This window comes from Arthrobacter sp. E44, from assembly GCF_041877125.1.
GTDB lineage: Bacteria > Actinomycetota > Actinomycetes > Actinomycetales > Micrococcaceae > Arthrobacter.
The window spans coordinates 205,694-222,189 of the sequence record NZ_JBHDJA010000003.1; the positions used below are offsets into that span (position 1 = coordinate 205,694).

Here is a 16,496-nt window from a genome sequence, read left to right on the forward strand (position 1 = left end):
ACTACTGGGCGTCCGCGTGCTGCGCGGGCAGGAGTTCGGTGATCAGTTTTTCGATGCGTGCCTTGATCTCATCACGGATCGGACGAACCGAGTCAACGCCCTTGCCGGCCGGATCCTCCAGTTCCCAGTCCTCGTAACGCTTGCCCGGAAAAACCGGGCACTCGTCACCGCATCCCATAGTGATCACCACGTCCGATTCTTTCACTGCCTCGGTGGTAAGCATCTTCGGGACCTCCGCGGAGAGGTCGATACCCACCTCCGCCATGGCCTCCACGGCGGCGGGGTTCACCTTCTCCGCGGGCTGGGATCCGGCGGAACGCACCTCCACGGCTCCCCGGGACAGGGAGGCCAGGAAAGCGGCCGCCATCTGGGACCGGCCTGCGTTGTGGACGCAAACAAAGAGGACGGAAGGCTTGCCGGCGGGATCGGCGCTCAGGGGTGCTCCTCAAACTGATAGGAAACTACTTGCGGTGTAACAAACGTCACTGTGTTGCGCTCATCACATTCGTTGCCTAACCTAGTGGAGGCTTAAGCAAACAGGCCATGCAAGAAGCTGCAGCGCCGCAGCCAATGCCGGGGAAGGCTTTACAACTTGAACTCTAAGCTGAACATTGTGGTCCGGGTGGATCTGGACCACAGCAAGGCCCAGGTGATTGCAAAGGGGCATATCACCATCCACAGCGTCAACGCCCTCTATGTAGTGGCAAAGCGTGCCAACTCCCTCAGGGGAGGCCTGGACCTGGAGCTGGACGTTTCCAGCGCCCTGGTTGATGAGGAGGCGCTGGACATGCTCCATACCGCCTCCGAAACACGGCACCTGCCCGCGAAGATCGATCCGGACCAGGCACCCTGCACCATCAGCGTGCTGGCCGAGCGCCGTCATCCGCGGCCCAGGGCAGTCCGCCTGGCCGCATAAAACCTTCCGGCCGCTCGCCGCGCCCACTTTTCGGGCCAGAGCCGGCCGGCCACCACTTTGCTTTACCGCTCCCAACGACCCGAAGTGCAGCCGCATCTGAACAGACGGATGGCTGCACTTCGGGGCCCGGGGAGCCTATTACATGCCCCGCCTGCCAGGCGTTAGAACAGCTGAACGCTGCGGGCCAGGATCTCCTGGAGTTCCTCGGCGGTGAGGCCGGCAGCTTTGCCAAGAGCTTCGGGGGCCGCGCCCAGCCGGGAAGCGGCCCGCACGGCATTCTCGAAGCGTTCCTGTGCTGCGTCCATTTCCCACTGGAGGCTTTCCAGCATGGCGGATTCCAGCCGCACGGCCTCCATGGAATCAGCGGTGATGCCAACGTCCATCTTGAAGCCGCAGGCGCAGGCCCACTCCCTGGAGTCAAGTTCCGTCGAAGCCCAGCTCAGCGACGGCACAGGCACTGGAATCGAACTCATTGCGGTGCCGCAGTGGAAGGGGGCGGCAGGGTCAGCCAGGGCACGATCCGAGGCATTCACGGCAACGGAAGAACCAGGCAATCCCGACGGGTGGTCCAGGGCAATGGGCACGGCCTTCTGCACACATTCGACGCGACGGCCCGTAAAGGTCGATTGTCCCGGTGCCTGAGGTTCAAGTACTGCAGTCATTCGATCCGCCATCCGATTGATAAACAAGTATGTAGCTATTCTAACTAGGATTCTCTACGTGTCTAGCGTACGGAAACGCCGGGTTTGGCATTGACGGCGTCCACCGCTTCACGCATCCGTTCCAGGAAGTGCATCACGGCTTTGATCTCCTCGGGAGACAGCGATTCGGCAGCCTCCAGCATGCGCTTGTGCATCTGGTTCAGGTTGTGCCGGACCTCTTCGTCAGCACCGGGAGTGGGCCTCAGAATCACAGCGCGCCGGTCCGTGGGATGGGGTTCCCGAAACACATACCCACCCGCAACCAGCCGGTCGACCAGGCTTGTCATTGAAGCGGAGGTGATGGCCAGGCGGGCGGCAAGTTCTGTTGGCCGGATGCCGATTCCGGCCGATTCCGCGTCTATGAGGTACCGCAGGGCCAGGAGGTCCGTCTCCCCCATTGCCACGGAGGAACGGGTGCGCCTTCTCATGGCGCTTTCGGATGTCCGGAACTCCCGGAGGGCGTTGATGACGTCGACTGCGCGGGGCTCGGCACCCGCCAAGGATGGGTACCGTGAGCCTTCGCTTGCACCATGCGGGTTCATGCGAATTCCTTCGATATCCTACTTGCTTGGCTGTCTAACAAACCCATCGTAGCCCACTCGCCGTCCCTCCACCTCCATAACGATGCAAAGCATGCTCAGGTACCTCGCGCAGCCCGACGGGAAAAGTAGGGTACTGGCTACTCGTGCCCCGGCATCGGCAGCCCAATAGGTTTCTATGCAACCCGCCGCGCCTGTAGCTGGTGGGCGTAAAGGAATGGGGGTGCGTCAGTGGCAGTTGGCCCGGCAAACAACAAGGCGCTTGAGCGGCAGGGGTTCCTGCTGGACCTCGTAACGGGGGCCGACGGCGAGGCGGGGTCCCTGCAGATACTCGCCGACGCTGCAGCCCACTGGGTCAGTACCACGGCAGGTGCGGCGATGGAATGTGCCGTGGTCCTGCACCGCCAGCGGTCCTGCCTTGCCACGGCCGGAAGCACATCCGGCGCGGCTGGCCTGGCAGCGTCCGAGGACGAGCACGGAGACGGTCCCACAGCACTCGGTTCCGTGCTGGCTGCTCCAACAGTCATCAATCAGGCCGGCGGGCGCTGGCAGGCCTACCGGAGGCGGTTGGTGGACAACGGCTTCGGCGCAGCCCTTGCCGTCCCCCTGGATCTAAAGCCCGGCTTGGCCGGCGCACTGGTCTTCCTGGCCCCGGCCAATGTCGGATTCAGCGCCAAGGTTGTCAATGACGCCGCCTGGTTCGTCGAGGTGGCATCGCACAGCCTGAAGCTGGCACTGGACGTCCACGGCGTCATCCGTGCCGGCGACAACCTTAAGCAGGTACTGGAGAGCAGGACCAGCATCGACGTTGCCTGCGGAGTGCTCATGGCGCAGAACCGCTGCTCCTATGCTGAAGCCTTCAGCAAGTTGGCCGGCACCTCCAGGAACCGCAACCTCAAAGTGCGCAGCGTCGCGGACAGCATCCTCCGGGCGATGCCCAGCGGCCCGCCGGGAACCCGCTTCGAGCCTCCGGCAATCGCCTAATCCCGCCGCGCAACTCCCCGCGGCCAATGGCGGGAGGCAAGGCAAGGGTGACCGCGCGGCTAATGACGCGCCCGGGCCCGGATAAGTGCTGCCGCCAGAAGTCCTGCACACCCGAGTGAAGCCAGCATGCCACCAAGAGCCACGAAGAAATCGGTAATGGTCATTGTCCTGCGCTCCTTCCCTGCTACCGCCTGATGGGCACAAGCTACCCGGCGAAACTCAGGCTTCCCTGAAGGATCGCCGGCAGGTTTGATCAAGATCCGGTTAAGGAGACCTGCGGGCATCCGCATACTTTGACCCGCGATCTTCCCTGCATCACGGCATTCCGTATTATTCAGGCATGTGGACTAAACAAAGCCAGAGCTTCTGCCCCCGGTGCGGCAGGAACACCAATCACGTCACCCATTTCCAAAAGGACGACGCCGGCAGCCTGGTTGCGGACGTCCGCTGTGCAGAATGCCGGGAGGCTGCGGGGGCGGTCGCCTAGGCAGTTAGGTCCCCGGAGCGGCCAGGACGGACGACGGCGAAAATCGCCAATGCTGCTGCCTGCACCACCGTGACGGTGACGGCCAGGGCAAAGACCGATTGCTGATAGAGGAGGCCGATGAGGAAACTGCCCGCCAGCCAGGCCAGGCCGTAGCAGGCGGTGAACATTCCATAGGCGCTCCCCCGTTTGTTGGCCGGTGCCAGGCCCGCCACGCCGGCACGCATAGTGCTCTCCTGCATCCCCATCGCCGCTCCCCACACCAGCACACCTGCCACTGCAAGCCCGGTGTTGTTACTGAAGCCAAGCCACGGAACCGCGGCGGCCAGCACCGGCAGGACCAGCAGGACCCGCAGCCCCACCCGGTCAAAAAGCCAGCCCGAGCCCAGGGCTGCCACCGCGTCCACACCCATTGCCGCGGCGTAAAGCACCGGAACCAGCGCCGGCGGGAGCAGCCCTGTGGCCACCAAGTGAAACGAAAGCAGTCCAAACGTGGCGTAGCCGAACATTGTCAGGCTGCTGAACGCAGCGTAAAGCCAGTACTGGCGCGGCATTCCGGCAGCGCCGCCGGGAACAGGAATGGCCGCGTTGCGCTCCGCTCCAGGGGGCTCCGCATCGGCCTGCTCCACGCCGCCTGCAGGCTGCGGGTTGCCCGGCTGGGCGGCGGCGAGCTCGTAGACGCCAGGATCGGGAACCCTGCGCTTCAGCCAAAACAAGACCAGCATGGCCGCAAGTCCGGGCACAGCCAGCAGCAGGAAACCGGGCCCGTAGCTGCCGGAAAGCGCCAGGGCCACCCCAACCAGCAGTGGCCCCACCAACGCCCCCACCTGGTCCAGCGCCTCATGAAGCGCGAATGCCTTTCCCTGGCCCAGCGCGGAACCGGCCTCCGCCAGCATGGTGTCCTTCGCGGGGCTCCTCACGGCCTTGCCCAGGCGCTCGGCCAGGACCAGCAGGCAGGCGACCCACAGTGCGTCTGTGACTCCGAGCAGGGGCACTGAGACCGCGGTCAGGGCATAACCGCTGATGGCCAGCGCCCACCGCAGCCCGGGCCTGTCAGCAAGCCGCCCAAACACGAGGCGGAGGACCAGGGCCACGGCTTCACCGGCACCGGTGACCACACTGATCAGGAGCGCCGATGCGCCCAGCGCACCGAGGAACGGCCCGGTAACGCTCCGCGCACCCTCGTACACCATGTCCATCAGCGCGCTGATGATGCCGAAAGCCAGGATGAAGCGGACGGCAGTCATGGGCGCGGCGGGAAGCGCCCCTCCGGCGTTACCGCTGGTGCGCATGCTCCCGGGCCTGCTTCACAGCACTATCAGGCACAGCGCCATTTGATCCACCACGATTCGACCCGGCACCGCGCCGGAGTGCGCGGCCCACGCGGGTGCCACGACGGGATGGTGGAACAGTACCTTCCGGACGCGTCACCGCCAGGATCACCCCGATTCCTGCCAGCGACGAAACCATCGCCGAGCCGCCGTAGGAGATGAACGGCAGGGGCACGCCAATAACGGGCAGCAGCCCGCTGACCATGGAAATGTTGATCACCGCCTGCCCCAGGATCCAGGTGATGACACTGCAGGCCACGATCCGCGAGAACGTATCTGTGGTCCGGGCGATGGTCTTGAACACGGCGATGGCCAGGGTGGCGAACAGGCCCAGCACCAGCAGCGAGCCGGCCAGGCCAAGTTCCTCGCCCAGGATGGAGAAGATGAAGTCGTTGTGGGCTTCCGGAATCCAGTTCCACTTCTGCCGGCTCTGCCCCAGGCCCACGCCGAACCAGCTGCCGGAAGCCAGTGCGTACGTGCCGTGCTGCGCCTGGTAGCCCATGCCCTGTGCGTCCTCGTCAGACCCCATGCCCAGCCAGGAGGAAATGCGCCCCATCCTGTTGCCGCTGGTGGCTGCCAGCACCAGGGCTGCCGCCGCGCAGATCAGCCCGGCCACGGAGAACACCTTCATCCGCACGCCGCCGTAGAACATGGTGGCGGCCAGGATCATCATGATGATCAAGGTGGTGCCCAGGTCGTGCCCCAGCGCCACAATGCCCATAATCAGTGCACCGGCCGGTGCCAGCGGCATGACTGCATGCTTCCACTGCCCAAGCAGGGCCTGCTTCCGGTCCAGGATCCAGGCTCCCCACACAATCAGCGAGAGCTTGGCGAATTCGGACGGCTGGGCCGTGAAACCACCCACACTGAGCCAGTTCCGGTTGCCGTTCACGGTCATGCCCAGCGGCGTGAACACCAGCACCAGGGCAAACAGTGAACCGATCAGCATCGGCCAGCCCAGCCACCGGATCCGCCGCACGGGCATCCGCGCCAGCACCAGCATGATCACCACGCCGGCCACGGTCCACATGGCCTGTTTCAGGGGAAGATCGTACGGATTGTTTCCTGCCGCCACGGATTCCACGGACGACGCCGACGCCACCTCCACGAGTCCGATCCCTGAGAGCGTGAGCACCACTGCCAGGATCAGCGGCCGCAGGCGGCCCGGCGATTCGTCCTCCAGCCATACCGCCAGTTTGCCCAGCCTGCGCCGGGCAGGAGGACGCGTAACGCGCTGCTTTTGTCCTGTACTCATCTGTCCGTTCCTCAGCCTGAACATCCGGGGTTTCCCGCAGGGCCGGGCCAGCGGCCCGGGCGGGTACCGCCGAAAAGAAAGAGTACGCCCACCCCGCTACTGGAGGGCGACGGGACACCCGCCAAGTCAAGGGTTTTAGGCGAATTGCCAGCTTCGGCCTGTAGGGTAGCGGAAACCTGTCCCCTCCCGAAGGTCCTTTTGTCGTGTTCGGTTCCAGAAAATCTCCCGGCCCGGAACAGGAAAGCTCCAGCCCCCTCGCCTACCCCGGCCAAGGTGAGCTGTACGCCACCAGTTCGCGCCACCTCCGGCCCCTCCGCCGTCGTGCCCCACGCTGGGTCAAGGTCCTCACTGCTGTGGTGTCCGTGCTGCTCCTGGCCGTCCTGGCGTTTGGCGGCTACTGGGCCTGGCGCCTGCAGTCCAACATCAGCACTTCGCAGCTGTCCGCGGGCGGACAGCGCACGGAGGGGGCCGCGAATGACAACACGGACCGGCTGCAGATCCTGGTGCTGGGCTCGGACACGCGGAGCGGCAACAACAGCCAATACGGCACCGCGGACCAATCCTCCGGCTACGGGCAGTCCGACGTGATGATGCTGCTGGACATTTCCGCGGACAACAACCACGTGAACGTCATCAGCTTCCCCCGCGACCTTTTGGTGGATGTGCCTTCGTGCACGGATTCCAAGACCAACCAAACGTATCCCGGGCAAAAGAGCGCGATGATCAACAGCGCCATGGCCCAGGCAGGCATCGGCTGTGCCGTGGATACGGTGAACAAGCTGACGGGCCTTGAGGTGGACCACTTCATGATGGCGGACTTCAACGCCGTCAAGGAGCTGTCCAACGCGGTAGGCGGCGTGGAGGTCTGCGTGACCGAGGCCGTCAATGATCCCGATTCGCACCTGAACCTGCCGGCGGGCACCTCTCAGGTGCAGGGCGACCAGGCGCTGGCCTTCCTGCGGACCCGGCACGGGTTTGCCAACGGCGGGGACCTGGGCCGCATCCAGGCGCAGCAGGGCTTCCTTGCCTCGCTCAGCCGCAAGCTCAAGTCCGAGGGCACCCTCGGCAACCCGCAAAAGGTCCTGAGCATCGCCGACACCATCACCAAGAACCTGACGGTGGATTCCGGCCTGGCCTCGGCCCCGTCCCTGCTGACCATCGCCAACCGGCTGAAGAACATCGATCCGGCCAACATCAACTTCATCACCGTACCCACCGTCCCCGCGCCGCAGGACCCCAACCGGCTGGCTCTCGATGAGCCGGCTGCATCCAACTTCTTCAAGGCCCTGCGCAACAGCCCGGACCTGAGCCAGCCTGCGCCGGCAGCACCTGAGACGCCGGCAACGCCCGCTGCACCGGCCTATGACAAGTCGCTGCAGCCGGTCTCCATCGCCAACGGCACCGGTGTGACCGGCCGCAGCAAGGCGATCGCAGGGCTGCTGTCCGACGCCGGGTTCACCAAGCTCACCCAGTTGCCGGCCCAGGCGCAGGGCCAGACCATGGTGTACTACTCCGCCGGGTTCGAGGACGTGGCAGCCGATGTTGCCGCGCTGTTCGGCCTTCCGGCAAGCAGCGTCCAGCAGGTTGCCAACATCCAGGGCGTGCAACTGTACGCCGGCACGGACTTTGCGTCAGGCACCAAACCCGCCGCACCGCCGTCGTCCGCTGACTCCTCCGGAAGCGTGGTGGCTCAGACCGGCAGCGACCAGAAGTGCCAGGCGGCCAACCCGCTGGGATAGCAGAACCTCCAGCACGATCCAGCTTTGCCTGAATACAGCCCCGGCTGTACCTTTAGGACATGCAGACCCTCACCCACGCTCCGGTGCTGGCCCGGTTCGGTTATGCGGTATCGGATCCCACCCGCGCCCGCGTGCTGCTGGCCCTTGCGGAGGGTCCGTCATATCCGTCGGACCTGGCGGACAGCCTTGCCGTATCCCGGCAAAGCATGTCCAACCACCTGACCTGCCTGCGCGGCTGCGGCCTGGTGGTTGCGGTTCCGGACGGGCGGCGGAGCCGGTATGAGCTGGCGGATGCGCGGATCGGACATGCCATCAAGGACCTGCTGAGCGTAGTCCTGGCGGTCGATCCTGCCTGCTGCGCACCCGACGGGGAGTGCCTGGCATGACCGCCCCCAACGTGGCCGGCACCCAGCGGCGGCGGGTCCTGAGCCGTCGGATCAGGCTCTTCGCGGCGGCCACCATCACGTACAACATCATCGAGGCCATCGTGGCGCTGTGGGCCGGCGGCACAGCTGATTCAGCTGCGCTGATCGGCTTTGGCCTGGACTCCGTGATCGAAGTAGCCTCCGCGCTGGCGCTGTCCTGGCAGTTCTCGGCCAAGGACCCAGAGCGGCGCGAGCACCTGACGCTGCGGATCATTGCCGTGTCGTTCTTCGCCCTGGCCGCGTTCGTGGCCGTGGACTCCATCCGCTCCCTGGCCGGCGCCGGGGAAGCGCAGCACTCCCTGCCGGGCATTGTGATCGCCGCGCTTAGCCTGTTCATCATGCCCGTCCTGTCCTGGGCCCAGCGCCGGGCCGGGCGGGAGCTCGGGTCCAGGACGGCCGTGGCGGACTCCAAGCAGACGCTGTTGTGCACCTATCTTTCCGCCGTGCTCCTGGTGGGCCTGGTCCTGAACAGCACACTGGGCTGGTGGTGGGCCGACGCCGGCGCAGCACTGGTCATCGCGGGCATTGCCGTCCGTGAAGGCATCAACGCCTGGCGTGGGGACGCGTGCTGCACTGTTCCGCACGCGGCGGAAGCCGCCGACGAACAGGACGGCTGCTGCCCGGGCTGCGCCAGCCCTGATTCAACATCAGCCGGCCCGCAGCCGCTTGGCCTGCCGACCATCGGGAAGGGCTGACCCGTGGGCCACGACCACAGCCACGACGTGGCCGATCCCCAAAGCCAGCGCGGCAAGCTGTTGCTGGTTTTCGCCATCACGTTCACGGTGATGGTTGCCGAGATCGTGGGCACGGTCCTCACCGGCAGCCTGGCCTTGCTGGCCGACGCCGGGCACATGTTCACCGACTCCGCCGGGCTGCTCATTGCCGTGATTGCGGCGTCGCTGGCCCTGAAGCCGCCAACCTTCAAGCGCACCTGGGGCTACAAGCGCGCCGAGATCCTCGCCGCGGCCGGGCAGGCTGCCCTGCTGCTGGGGGTGGGCGGCTTCGTGATCGTGGAGGGCATCCGCCGCCTGTTCGAACCGCCGGAGGTGGGTGGTTCGCTGATGCTGTGGTTCGGTGTGACCGGCCTGGCCGGCAACGCCGTGGGGCTGCTGGTGCTCGCCTCCGGCCGCCACCACAGCTTCAACATGAAGGCTGCGTTCCTCGAGGTGCTCAATGATGCCCTCGGTTCCGTTGCCGTGATCGTCGCCGCGCTGGTCATTGCCCTGACGGGCTGGACCCGGGCTGACGCCGTCGTATCCCTTCTCATCGGCGTGCTGATCATCCCGCGGACGCTGAAGCTGCTGCGGGACACGGTGAATGTGCTGATGGAAAGCACTCCCCCGGGCCTGGACCTGGCCGAGGTCCGCCGGCACATCCTGGCGCTGCCCCATGTCATCGACGTCCACGACCTGCACGCCTCCCTGGTGGCCTCCGGTGTGCCGGTCCTGTCCGCACATGTCACCGTGCAGGACGGGTGCATGCATGACGGTCATTCGGCCACCATCCTGGCGGATCTGCAGCGCTGCGTGGCCCAGGACTTCGACGTCAGCGTGGAGCACTCCACCTTCCAGATCGAACCCGCCGCGCACCGCGACCAGGAAAGCATCCCGCACTGATTTCCAGAACCGGCGTTTGGTCGGCCGAACGGTTCAGCCTGCCGACGCGGAAACGGGCGTCTTGGACGGCTCCGTCGTGGAAGGCACGACGGCGGGTTCGAGCCTTTTGTTCGCCCAGCGGCGCAGCGGGCGCTCAACCCAGCGGAAGGACGCGAAGGCCAGCAGCACGGTGAGTGCCGCGGTCAGGACGATCCGGAGCGGCAGTTCCGGGATCAGCGGCATCAGCAGCAGGTAGACCGGAAGGTGCCAGAGGTACATGCCGTAGGACAGGTCGCGGCCGGGGCGGGCAAGCCAGGGGTGGCTGAGGATGCGTGACAGGAAGCCGGCCGGCTGGAGGACCAGGGAACCGATCAGCACCGCGGACAGTAGTGCGAGCGCGGCGGGCCCGGCCGTCCAGAACACGTTGAACCAGGTGCCGGGGGTGTCCGGTTCCTTCAGCAGGAACAGTGCGGCCACAAGGGCGACGCCGGCCAGGGGCGCGGCCCAGCGGGATGCCGACAGCAGCCCTGCATGCAGCCGCGAGCCGTGGCGCACGGCGGTGAACAGCAGGGCCAGGGCGCAGCCAATCAGCAGTTCGTCAGCCCGGGTATCCGGACCGTTGTAGATGCGGTCCAGCGGTTCGCCGGCGTTGACCAGCAGGAACCGGTTCAGTACGAAGGCGGCCGCCAGGGCCACGGTGGCGACGGCTGCGCTGCGGACCTTCAAGAACCGGAGCATCACCAGCAGGAGCAGCGGCCACACCAGGTAGAACTGTTCCTCAACGGCCAGGGTCCAGGTGGGGCCAAGCGTTTCACCGGCGATGGAGTCACCGAACATGCCGAAGTGGGCCAGGTTCATCACGTAGGCGGCGGCCGGAAGGACAAAGCCCGCCTGCCCGCCCCAGCCTGAGGCAGGGAACAGGAAGCCGCCGGCGAGGATCACCGCGCAGAGCACCAGCAGTGCCGGCCAGAGCCGGGCCAGGCGCTTGCCGTAGAAGATGCCGAGATGGAGACGACCGGTGGCGAGCCGTTCCTTCATGATCAGCAGCGTGATGACGAAGCCGCTGAGCGTGAAGAACACGTCCACCCCGATGGACCCGCCGGGCATCGCCTCCGTCGCGGTATGGAAGAAGAAAACGCCGGCGACGGCCACGGTCCGGAGGCCGTCCAAGGCATGCTTGCGTCCGGCGATGAGGCCCGTTTCGGGCGCCGCCGGGCGATCTGGCGCTGACATCAATCCGCTGCTCAACCTCAAAACCACTAAGCAAGCATATATAACGTTTCCATAACTGGACTGACAGGAGGCTGGGAGAACGCTGACTTCCGGTCTGGAAATATCGCCCCTTGTGGCTGCCAGCCCACGCTTCTAGGGTGAACTCATGGTTGAGCAGGACATGGTGGATGACCTCGAGGGGCTTGTGGATCTTGTCGCAGGGATGGAGGACATCAAATCCGTGCTGGACGGCCTCACCGGACTTGCTGCGGCCAGCATGAGCGGCACCCTTGGAGTGCCCGTTGAGTGCGCCGTGACACTGCACCGGCGAAAACGAACGGCCACCATCGGCGGAAGCAGCGGCCGGGCGACGGTAATTGACCGCATTGAACAAAGCCTCGGCGACGGCCCCTGCATCGAGGCCCTGGAAAGCGGCGTTCCCGTTCTGCTGGGTGACGTGGCGTCGGACCCACGTTGGCCGGAGTACCGCAGCGCATTGTCCGCCGCAGGCATCGGCGGATCGCTGGGCATCCCGATGGATTTGGAGGACGACGCCGGCGCCGTCCTTGATTTCTTTGCTCCCGTCAGTGGAATCTTCAATGAGCAGGCGGTGGCCGAGGGCGTGCGGTTCGCCGATATGGCAGGCAAAGCGCTGAGGCTGGCTGTCAGAATCGCTTCGTCAGACCAGCGGGCTGAGAACCTCAGGGCGGCGATGGACACGAGGACCGTGATCGACTTGGCCTGCGGGATCATCATGGCGGAGAACAAGTGCAGCAAGGACAGGGCTTTCGAGATCCTTCGCAGCGCCTCCAATACCCGGAACCAAAAGCTCAATGATCTGGCCGAGTCCCTCGTGAACCGCTATGCACCGCCGGAGGAAGCCAAAGCGCACTTCGAGGATTAAGGCCCAAAAACCAGACCGGGAGCCAGCGACGCTGCTGGCTCCCGGAGAGTACGACGCGAATGTGGCCCACCCCCGAAATTGGATTTCCCTGGGCCACACCCGCGCCAGCTTGCGGTTGATTGCGTCACAGGGAGCGGCGGCCTGCCAAGGGGCCCGGCATGACCAGGCGGGAGGCAGGCATCGTTAGTTCCCGAGACGGCAACAAGAAGGCCGTCTGCCTGACCTGGTCCCAGCCTAGCGCTCCCCAGTGCCCGGACATAGGGACTAAATCCCCAATTATTTCCCCCAATTAATGATTCTGTCGCGTGCGGCCCCTTGACTACCTGACACAACAAGAATTCGCCCTCTCAGTGCCCTTCACCAGCAGCTGCACCGCCGGCTCGGGCATCACAGGAGACACTGAAGAGCCCGGCGCCCCAGGAGGGGCGCCGGGCTCGGCAGGTACGCTGTTTACTGCGGACCGCGGCCCTTGCCGGACGTGTCGTTGCCCTTACTGGAATGGGTAATGGACGCGACGGCGCCGGTCTGCTCATCGAGCATCACCTTGTCGTTCCGCGAGTGGTGGAAGTTGAACATGCCGCTAAACGATCCCGCCACGGCGTCGGCTGAAGAGTCGCCGATCTGCCCGGTGTTCCAGTTGTCTTCGATGAAGCGCAGGACCGAGGCCTGGTCGGTCTGGGTGTGGTCCACGAAGTTCTTCTTCGCGTACGGGGAAATGACCACCAGCGGCTGCCGCGGGCCCGGGCCGCAGCGGTCGGTGTAGCCGCCGGCCATGGGCACTCCTGCGGCCGCGGCGCTTTGGCACCAGCCGGCGTCGTCTGTGGTGTTGGAGGAATTCTTCACCTGTGCGGCCACGTGGTCGTACCAGCCGTCGGAGTCGTCATAGGCGATCACGACGGCGGTGTCCTCCCAGTTCCTGGACTGCTGGATCTGGTTGACGGTTTTGGTGATGAAGTTCTGCTCGTCCACTGGGTCCGAGTAGGCGGCATGGCCGTCCTGGTACATCCCCGCCTTGAGGAAGGACACAGCGGGCATGTTGTCTGTGTTGACCACCTTGTCGAAATCGGTCAGGTCGTACTGGTGGTTGGCCTGGCCGTTGTGGCCGATCTCCTCATCTGAGGCGGGGGCCAGGTGATGGGGGTTGGCCGTGGAGGAGTAGTACTGGAACGGCTGGTGGTGCGGGGAGTAGTCCACCACGGAGGCGCCGGCGGCATTGGTGTGGCTGGACAGGCAGGAGGCCGGCGTGGTCGCTGTCGCCGGGGTGGTGGGTGTGAACCCGCCCTGGAACCAGCCCCATGAGGTGCCCTTGGCGTTGAGCAGGTCACCGATATTGGTGCCGCTCATGCCAGCGAGGTTGTTGCTCTTGACATGGCTGTTGTTGGAGCAGTCGTCGTAGACAGGGTCGGGGTCGTTGATGACGGTGCCCACTCCGTTCGCATCGGGCTGGCGGACGGTGCTGCTGCCGGCTGCCGGCGTGGCCACGGGCGCTCCAGCGGCGGTGTACTCCTTGGCGCCATGGGTTTGGCCGGAAACCAGGTTGAGGGCGCCGGGGGTGGACGGACCGAAGACCGTGCTGAAGTGGTTGTCGCTCATGGCGTAGTTCTGGGCGTAGTTCCAGATGCCGGTGACGGTGTTGCCGTCGTAGTAGTCCATAGTCAGGCCGGGGCGGCTGTACTGGTTGGTGCCGCAGGCGTCGCGGCTGGTGAACTGGACAAACTGGTCCATTGCCCCGCCGTTGTAGGCCTTTTGCTCGGCGGTGTAGCCGTGGTCCTGGTCGCACGTGACGGCCTGCATCGGCGAGAGCCGGGCAGGCTGGACCGAGTTTGGGTTGTTGGGTGCCAGCAGGCCCGCCTTGGCCAAGGTGTTGATGTCCTTGGGCGTGTCCCCCGCCGCGGTGAATGCGGACGCCGGGGTACCTGTGCCCTGCTGGGTTTCACCTGCTATGTTCGCCGCCTTGGGGTAGGTGGCGAAGTAGTGGTCGAAGGAGACGTTCTCCTGGAAGATCACCACAACGTGCTTGATAGGAGTAGCTGTGCTGCCGTCACCATCGGCGGCGGCGGGGCCGGCGAAGCCTGCGGTCAGGGTGCACGCTGCAAGTGCCGCCGCGCCCGTGGCGGCGGCCATCCGCTTTCTGCTGATTCGTTGTCCATGGGACGAACTCATTGGGGGAGCCTCTCAAATTGGTAATAGCCGGGGCCCCCCAAGCTACTTTCGCGCAATTAACCCCTCCCGCCTTGCGGATGAACGGGTGTTCACCTTCCGGTCACGCGCCATCTGCCTGGCGCTGCCGGCCCGGGCTCTCGGTCATCCCCCACCCTGCGGACGGGACCCCTTCTCGGCATTCCCCGGCGCTGTTAGCATGGCCGTGCTGACAACGATGTCCGTCTATGAAGGAGCCCAAATGCCAACGCGCCTCAACCCCTACCTGAGCTTCCGCAGCAACGCACGGGAAGCCATGGAATTCTACAAAGACGTCTTCGGCGGCGAGCTGAACGTGAGCACGTTCGCAGATTTTCATGCAAGCCAGGATCCCGCTGAGGACAACCTGGTGATGCATGCACAGCTTGACGGCCCATCGGGGCTGACCTTGATGGCATCGGACACTCCGGCCCGCATGGACTACAACCCCGGGAACACCTTCAGTGTGTCCCTCAGCGGTGACGATGAAGCCGAGCTGCGGGGCTACTGGGACAAGCTGTCCGAGGGCGGCACCGTGACAATGCCGCTGGAGAAGGCCATCTGGGGCGACGCCTTCGGCATGTGCACCGACAAGTTCGGCATCCAATGGCTGGTCAACATCGCGGGCCCCAAGGAGTAGCTGCCGGATCCAGTAACTGCAGCACCCTTGGCGGCCCAAACAACCTCTCAGCAGCCAACGCCACTGCGACCAAACCAGGTGGCAAGCGCCTCAGGGAGCCCCTCCACTGAGCCTTCACCCACCCAGGCGACGTAACCGTCGGGCCGGACCAGGACCGCCGTGGGTGCATCCACCGCGCCCAGCACGGGAAGCTGCCACGCGCCGTCGCAAATTGCCCGGACATGCTGCACCCGGCCCGCCCATGCGCCCGGCTCCAGCGCCGGGCCGCTGAATTCAAGAAGCACCGGCCGGCCCTGGTGCAGGAACTGGTACACCCGGCCTGGACCTTCGGCAGTTGTGATGTCCAGGTCGGGCATGCGGCGCCCAAGCAGCGGATGGCCGGGCCCCAGGTCGTAGGCGACGTCGAGTCCGCTGACCAGGGCGGCGATCGGTGCGCCGGCATCATCGACGCGGAGCACCTCGTCCAGCAGGTCGCGCAGGGCCTCCTGCCGGGGATCGGCCTTCTGGAAGAGGGACTGGGCCATGGTGTATTTGAGCGACCGGGCCCCGGCAGGATGGCGCTCCGCATGGTAGGTCTCCAGCAGCTCCTCGCCCGAGATCCCCAGCACCACCTGCCCCAGCTTCCAGCCAAGGTTGACCGCGTCCTGCAGCCCCAGCCCGATGCCCAGGCCACCTGTAGGTGAGTGGATATGCGCCGCGTCTCCGGCGAGCAGCACCCTGCCCTTCCGGTAGGCCTCTGCCTGCCGGGTGGCGTCGGTGAAGCGCGAAAGCCAGATGGGGCTGTGCACGCCGAAGTCCGTGCCAAACACATCGATGAGAGCCTTCTTCAAGTCGGCCAGGGTCGGCTCGGTGGCCGGGCCCAGCGCGGCCTCGGTGACCACCACCCGGACCACGCCGTCCCCCATCGGGTACAGTCCATGAATGCCCCGGGCGTCCACTTTCCCCTGCTGGCCGGGCTCCCCCGCCACCTTCACCTCAGCGATCAGGCTGCTCCGGGTCGCATCCGGACCCACCAACGGGATGCCGGCCGAACGCCGCACCACGCTGCGCCCCCCCGTCGGTGCCCACGACATACCTGCCGCGCACCGGCCCCTCGCCTGCGAGCTCTACGTCTGCGCCGACGTCGTCCGCTGAAACACCGGTCACCTCCATGCCGCGACGGATCTGCACACCCAGCTCCTCCACCCACTCAAGCAGCAGCCGCTCAATGTGGTTTTGAAACAGAGCCAGCGTGTAGGGGTGGCGCGTGGGCAAGCCGGTCAGATCCAGCTGGGTGCTGCCGAAGGCGGCGGTCTGAAGCGTCTTGCCCTCGGCGAGGAACCGGCCGGCGATGCCGCGCTGGTCCAGCAGCTCGATGGTGCGTGAATGGATGCCGCCGCCACGCGAGCCGGCCAACTCCTGGGACGGTCGCCGCTCCAGGACAAGGGCGTCCACCCCCGCCAGCCGCAGCTCGCCCGCAAGCATCAGCCCCGTGGGGCCGCTCCCCACTATTACTACGTCGTGCATACCCAACCGTCCCCTTCCTTTTCGACCGCCAGTATGCGGCGCGACGGGGGCCTTGCGGCAAGGCCCCCGTCGCGCGGTACTTTGGAA

17 protein-coding genes are annotated in these 16,496 nt (G+C 65.7%); 8 read left to right on the forward strand and 9 right to left on the reverse strand.

Features of this window, described 5'->3' with window-relative positions; genetic code table 11:
- Position 1: 1 nt before the first annotated feature.
- Entirely contained in the window at positions 2 to 436 is a 435-nt protein-coding gene (locus ACETK3_RS04765; protein ID WP_373992632.1) for an arsenate reductase ArsC, read from the reverse strand.
- Positions 437 to 592: 156 nt separating this feature from the next.
- On the opposite strand from ACETK3_RS04765, the gene ACETK3_RS04770 reads away from it, so the two are divergent.
- Positions 593 to 916 (forward strand): hypothetical protein, encoded by a 324-nt coding sequence (locus ACETK3_RS04770; RefSeq protein ID WP_373992590.1) that lies wholly within the window; start codon positions 593 to 595, stop codon positions 914 to 916.
- A gap of 161 nt (positions 917 to 1,077) precedes the next feature.
- Here the strand turns inward: ACETK3_RS04770 and ACETK3_RS04775 are convergent, their stop codons facing one another.
- Both ACETK3_RS04775 and ACETK3_RS04780 read right to left on the reverse strand, forming a co-directional pair.
- Positions 1,078 to 1,578 carry a hypothetical protein gene (locus tag ACETK3_RS04775; protein ID WP_373992591.1) on the reverse strand — a complete coding sequence of 167 codons (501 nt, stop codon included), beginning with the start codon at positions 1,576 to 1,578 and terminating at the stop codon, positions 1,078 to 1,080.
- Positions 1,579 to 1,640: 62 nt separating this feature from the next.
- Positions 1,641 to 2,159, reverse strand: coding sequence for a MarR family winged helix-turn-helix transcriptional regulator (locus ACETK3_RS04780; RefSeq protein ID WP_373992592.1), 519 nt, complete (start codon positions 2,157 to 2,159; stop codon positions 1,641 to 1,643).
- Positions 2,160 to 2,387: 228 nt separating this feature from the next.
- Between ACETK3_RS04780 and ACETK3_RS04785 the strand changes: the two genes are divergently transcribed.
- Positions 2,388 to 3,140, forward strand: a complete 753-nt coding sequence (locus tag ACETK3_RS04785; protein WP_373992593.1) for an ANTAR domain-containing protein — start codon at positions 2,388 to 2,390, stop codon at positions 3,138 to 3,140.
- 483 nt (positions 3,141 to 3,623) lie between these two features.
- Here the strand turns inward: ACETK3_RS04785 and ACETK3_RS04790 are convergent, their stop codons facing one another.
- A complete protein-coding gene (locus tag ACETK3_RS04790) occupies positions 3,624 to 4,916 on the reverse strand; it encodes an MFS transporter (protein ID WP_373992594.1) in 1,293 nt (430 codons plus the stop codon).
- On the reverse strand, positions 4,900 to 6,210 hold the full coding sequence (gene ftsW, locus ACETK3_RS04795; RefSeq protein WP_373992595.1) for a putative lipid II flippase FtsW: 1,311 nt from the start codon (positions 6,208 to 6,210) through the stop codon (positions 4,900 to 4,902). Before ftsW ends, ACETK3_RS04790 begins: the two co-directional genes overlap by 17 nt.
- A 203-nt stretch (positions 6,211 to 6,413) precedes the next feature.
- Here ftsW and ACETK3_RS04800 point away from each other — a divergent pair, with 203 nt between their 5' ends.
- Genes ACETK3_RS04800 through ACETK3_RS04815 form a run of 4 tightly spaced genes read left to right on the forward strand, consistent with a single transcriptional unit; the run spans position 6,414 to position 9,990 of the window.
- Positions 6,414 to 7,949 carry an LCP family protein gene (locus ACETK3_RS04800; protein WP_236799258.1) on the forward strand — a complete coding sequence of 512 codons (1,536 nt, stop codon included), beginning with the start codon at positions 6,414 to 6,416 and terminating at the stop codon, positions 7,947 to 7,949.
- Between the two features lie 59 nt (positions 7,950 to 8,008).
- Complete coding sequence (locus ACETK3_RS04805; RefSeq protein WP_236799259.1) at positions 8,009 to 8,335, forward strand: helix-turn-helix transcriptional regulator; 327 nt, start codon at positions 8,009 to 8,011, stop codon at positions 8,333 to 8,335.
- The gene (locus tag ACETK3_RS04810; protein WP_373992596.1) at positions 8,332 to 9,069 is read left to right on the forward strand and encodes a cation diffusion facilitator family transporter; all 738 of its coding nucleotides are present in this window, start codon (positions 8,332 to 8,334) and stop codon (positions 9,067 to 9,069) included. The genes ACETK3_RS04805 and ACETK3_RS04810 overlap by 4 nt, the downstream gene beginning before the upstream one ends.
- Before the next feature lie 3 nt (positions 9,070 to 9,072).
- On the forward strand, positions 9,073 to 9,990 hold the full coding sequence (locus tag ACETK3_RS04815; protein WP_373992597.1) for a cation diffusion facilitator family transporter: 918 nt from the start codon (positions 9,073 to 9,075) through the stop codon (positions 9,988 to 9,990).
- 33 nt (positions 9,991 to 10,023) lie between these two features.
- On the opposite strand, the gene ACETK3_RS04820 is transcribed toward ACETK3_RS04815, so the two are convergent.
- Entirely contained in the window at positions 10,024 to 11,202 is a 1,179-nt protein-coding gene (locus ACETK3_RS04820) for an acyltransferase family protein (protein WP_373992598.1), read from the reverse strand.
- Positions 11,203 to 11,347: 145 nt separating this feature from the next.
- Between ACETK3_RS04820 and ACETK3_RS04825 the strand changes: the two genes are divergently transcribed.
- Positions 11,348 to 12,085 (forward strand): GAF and ANTAR domain-containing protein, encoded by a 738-nt coding sequence (locus tag ACETK3_RS04825; protein ID WP_237428725.1) that lies wholly within the window; start codon positions 11,348 to 11,350, stop codon positions 12,083 to 12,085.
- A 450-nt stretch (positions 12,086 to 12,535) separates the two neighbouring features.
- Here ACETK3_RS04825 and ACETK3_RS04830 read toward each other — a convergent pair whose 3' ends face one another.
- Complete coding sequence (locus ACETK3_RS04830; protein ID WP_373992599.1) at positions 12,536 to 14,248, reverse strand: phospholipase C; 1,713 nt, start codon at positions 14,246 to 14,248, stop codon at positions 12,536 to 12,538.
- 238 nt (positions 14,249 to 14,486) lie between these two features.
- Here ACETK3_RS04830 and ACETK3_RS04835 point away from each other — a divergent pair, with 238 nt between their 5' ends.
- Positions 14,487 to 14,903 carry a VOC family protein gene (locus ACETK3_RS04835; RefSeq protein WP_236799266.1) on the forward strand — a complete coding sequence of 139 codons (417 nt, stop codon included), beginning with the start codon at positions 14,487 to 14,489 and terminating at the stop codon, positions 14,901 to 14,903.
- 47 nt (positions 14,904 to 14,950) lie between these two features.
- On the opposite strand, the gene ACETK3_RS04840 is transcribed toward ACETK3_RS04835, so the two are convergent.
- Positions 14,951 to 15,946, reverse strand: coding sequence for an FAD-dependent monooxygenase (locus ACETK3_RS04840; RefSeq protein WP_373992600.1), 996 nt, complete (start codon positions 15,944 to 15,946; stop codon positions 14,951 to 14,953).
- Complete coding sequence (locus tag ACETK3_RS04845; RefSeq protein ID WP_373992601.1) at positions 15,879 to 16,409, reverse strand: FAD-dependent monooxygenase; 531 nt, start codon at positions 16,407 to 16,409, stop codon at positions 15,879 to 15,881. The genes ACETK3_RS04840 and ACETK3_RS04845 overlap by 68 nt, the downstream gene beginning before the upstream one ends.
- Positions 16,410 to 16,496: the final 87 nt, after the last annotated feature.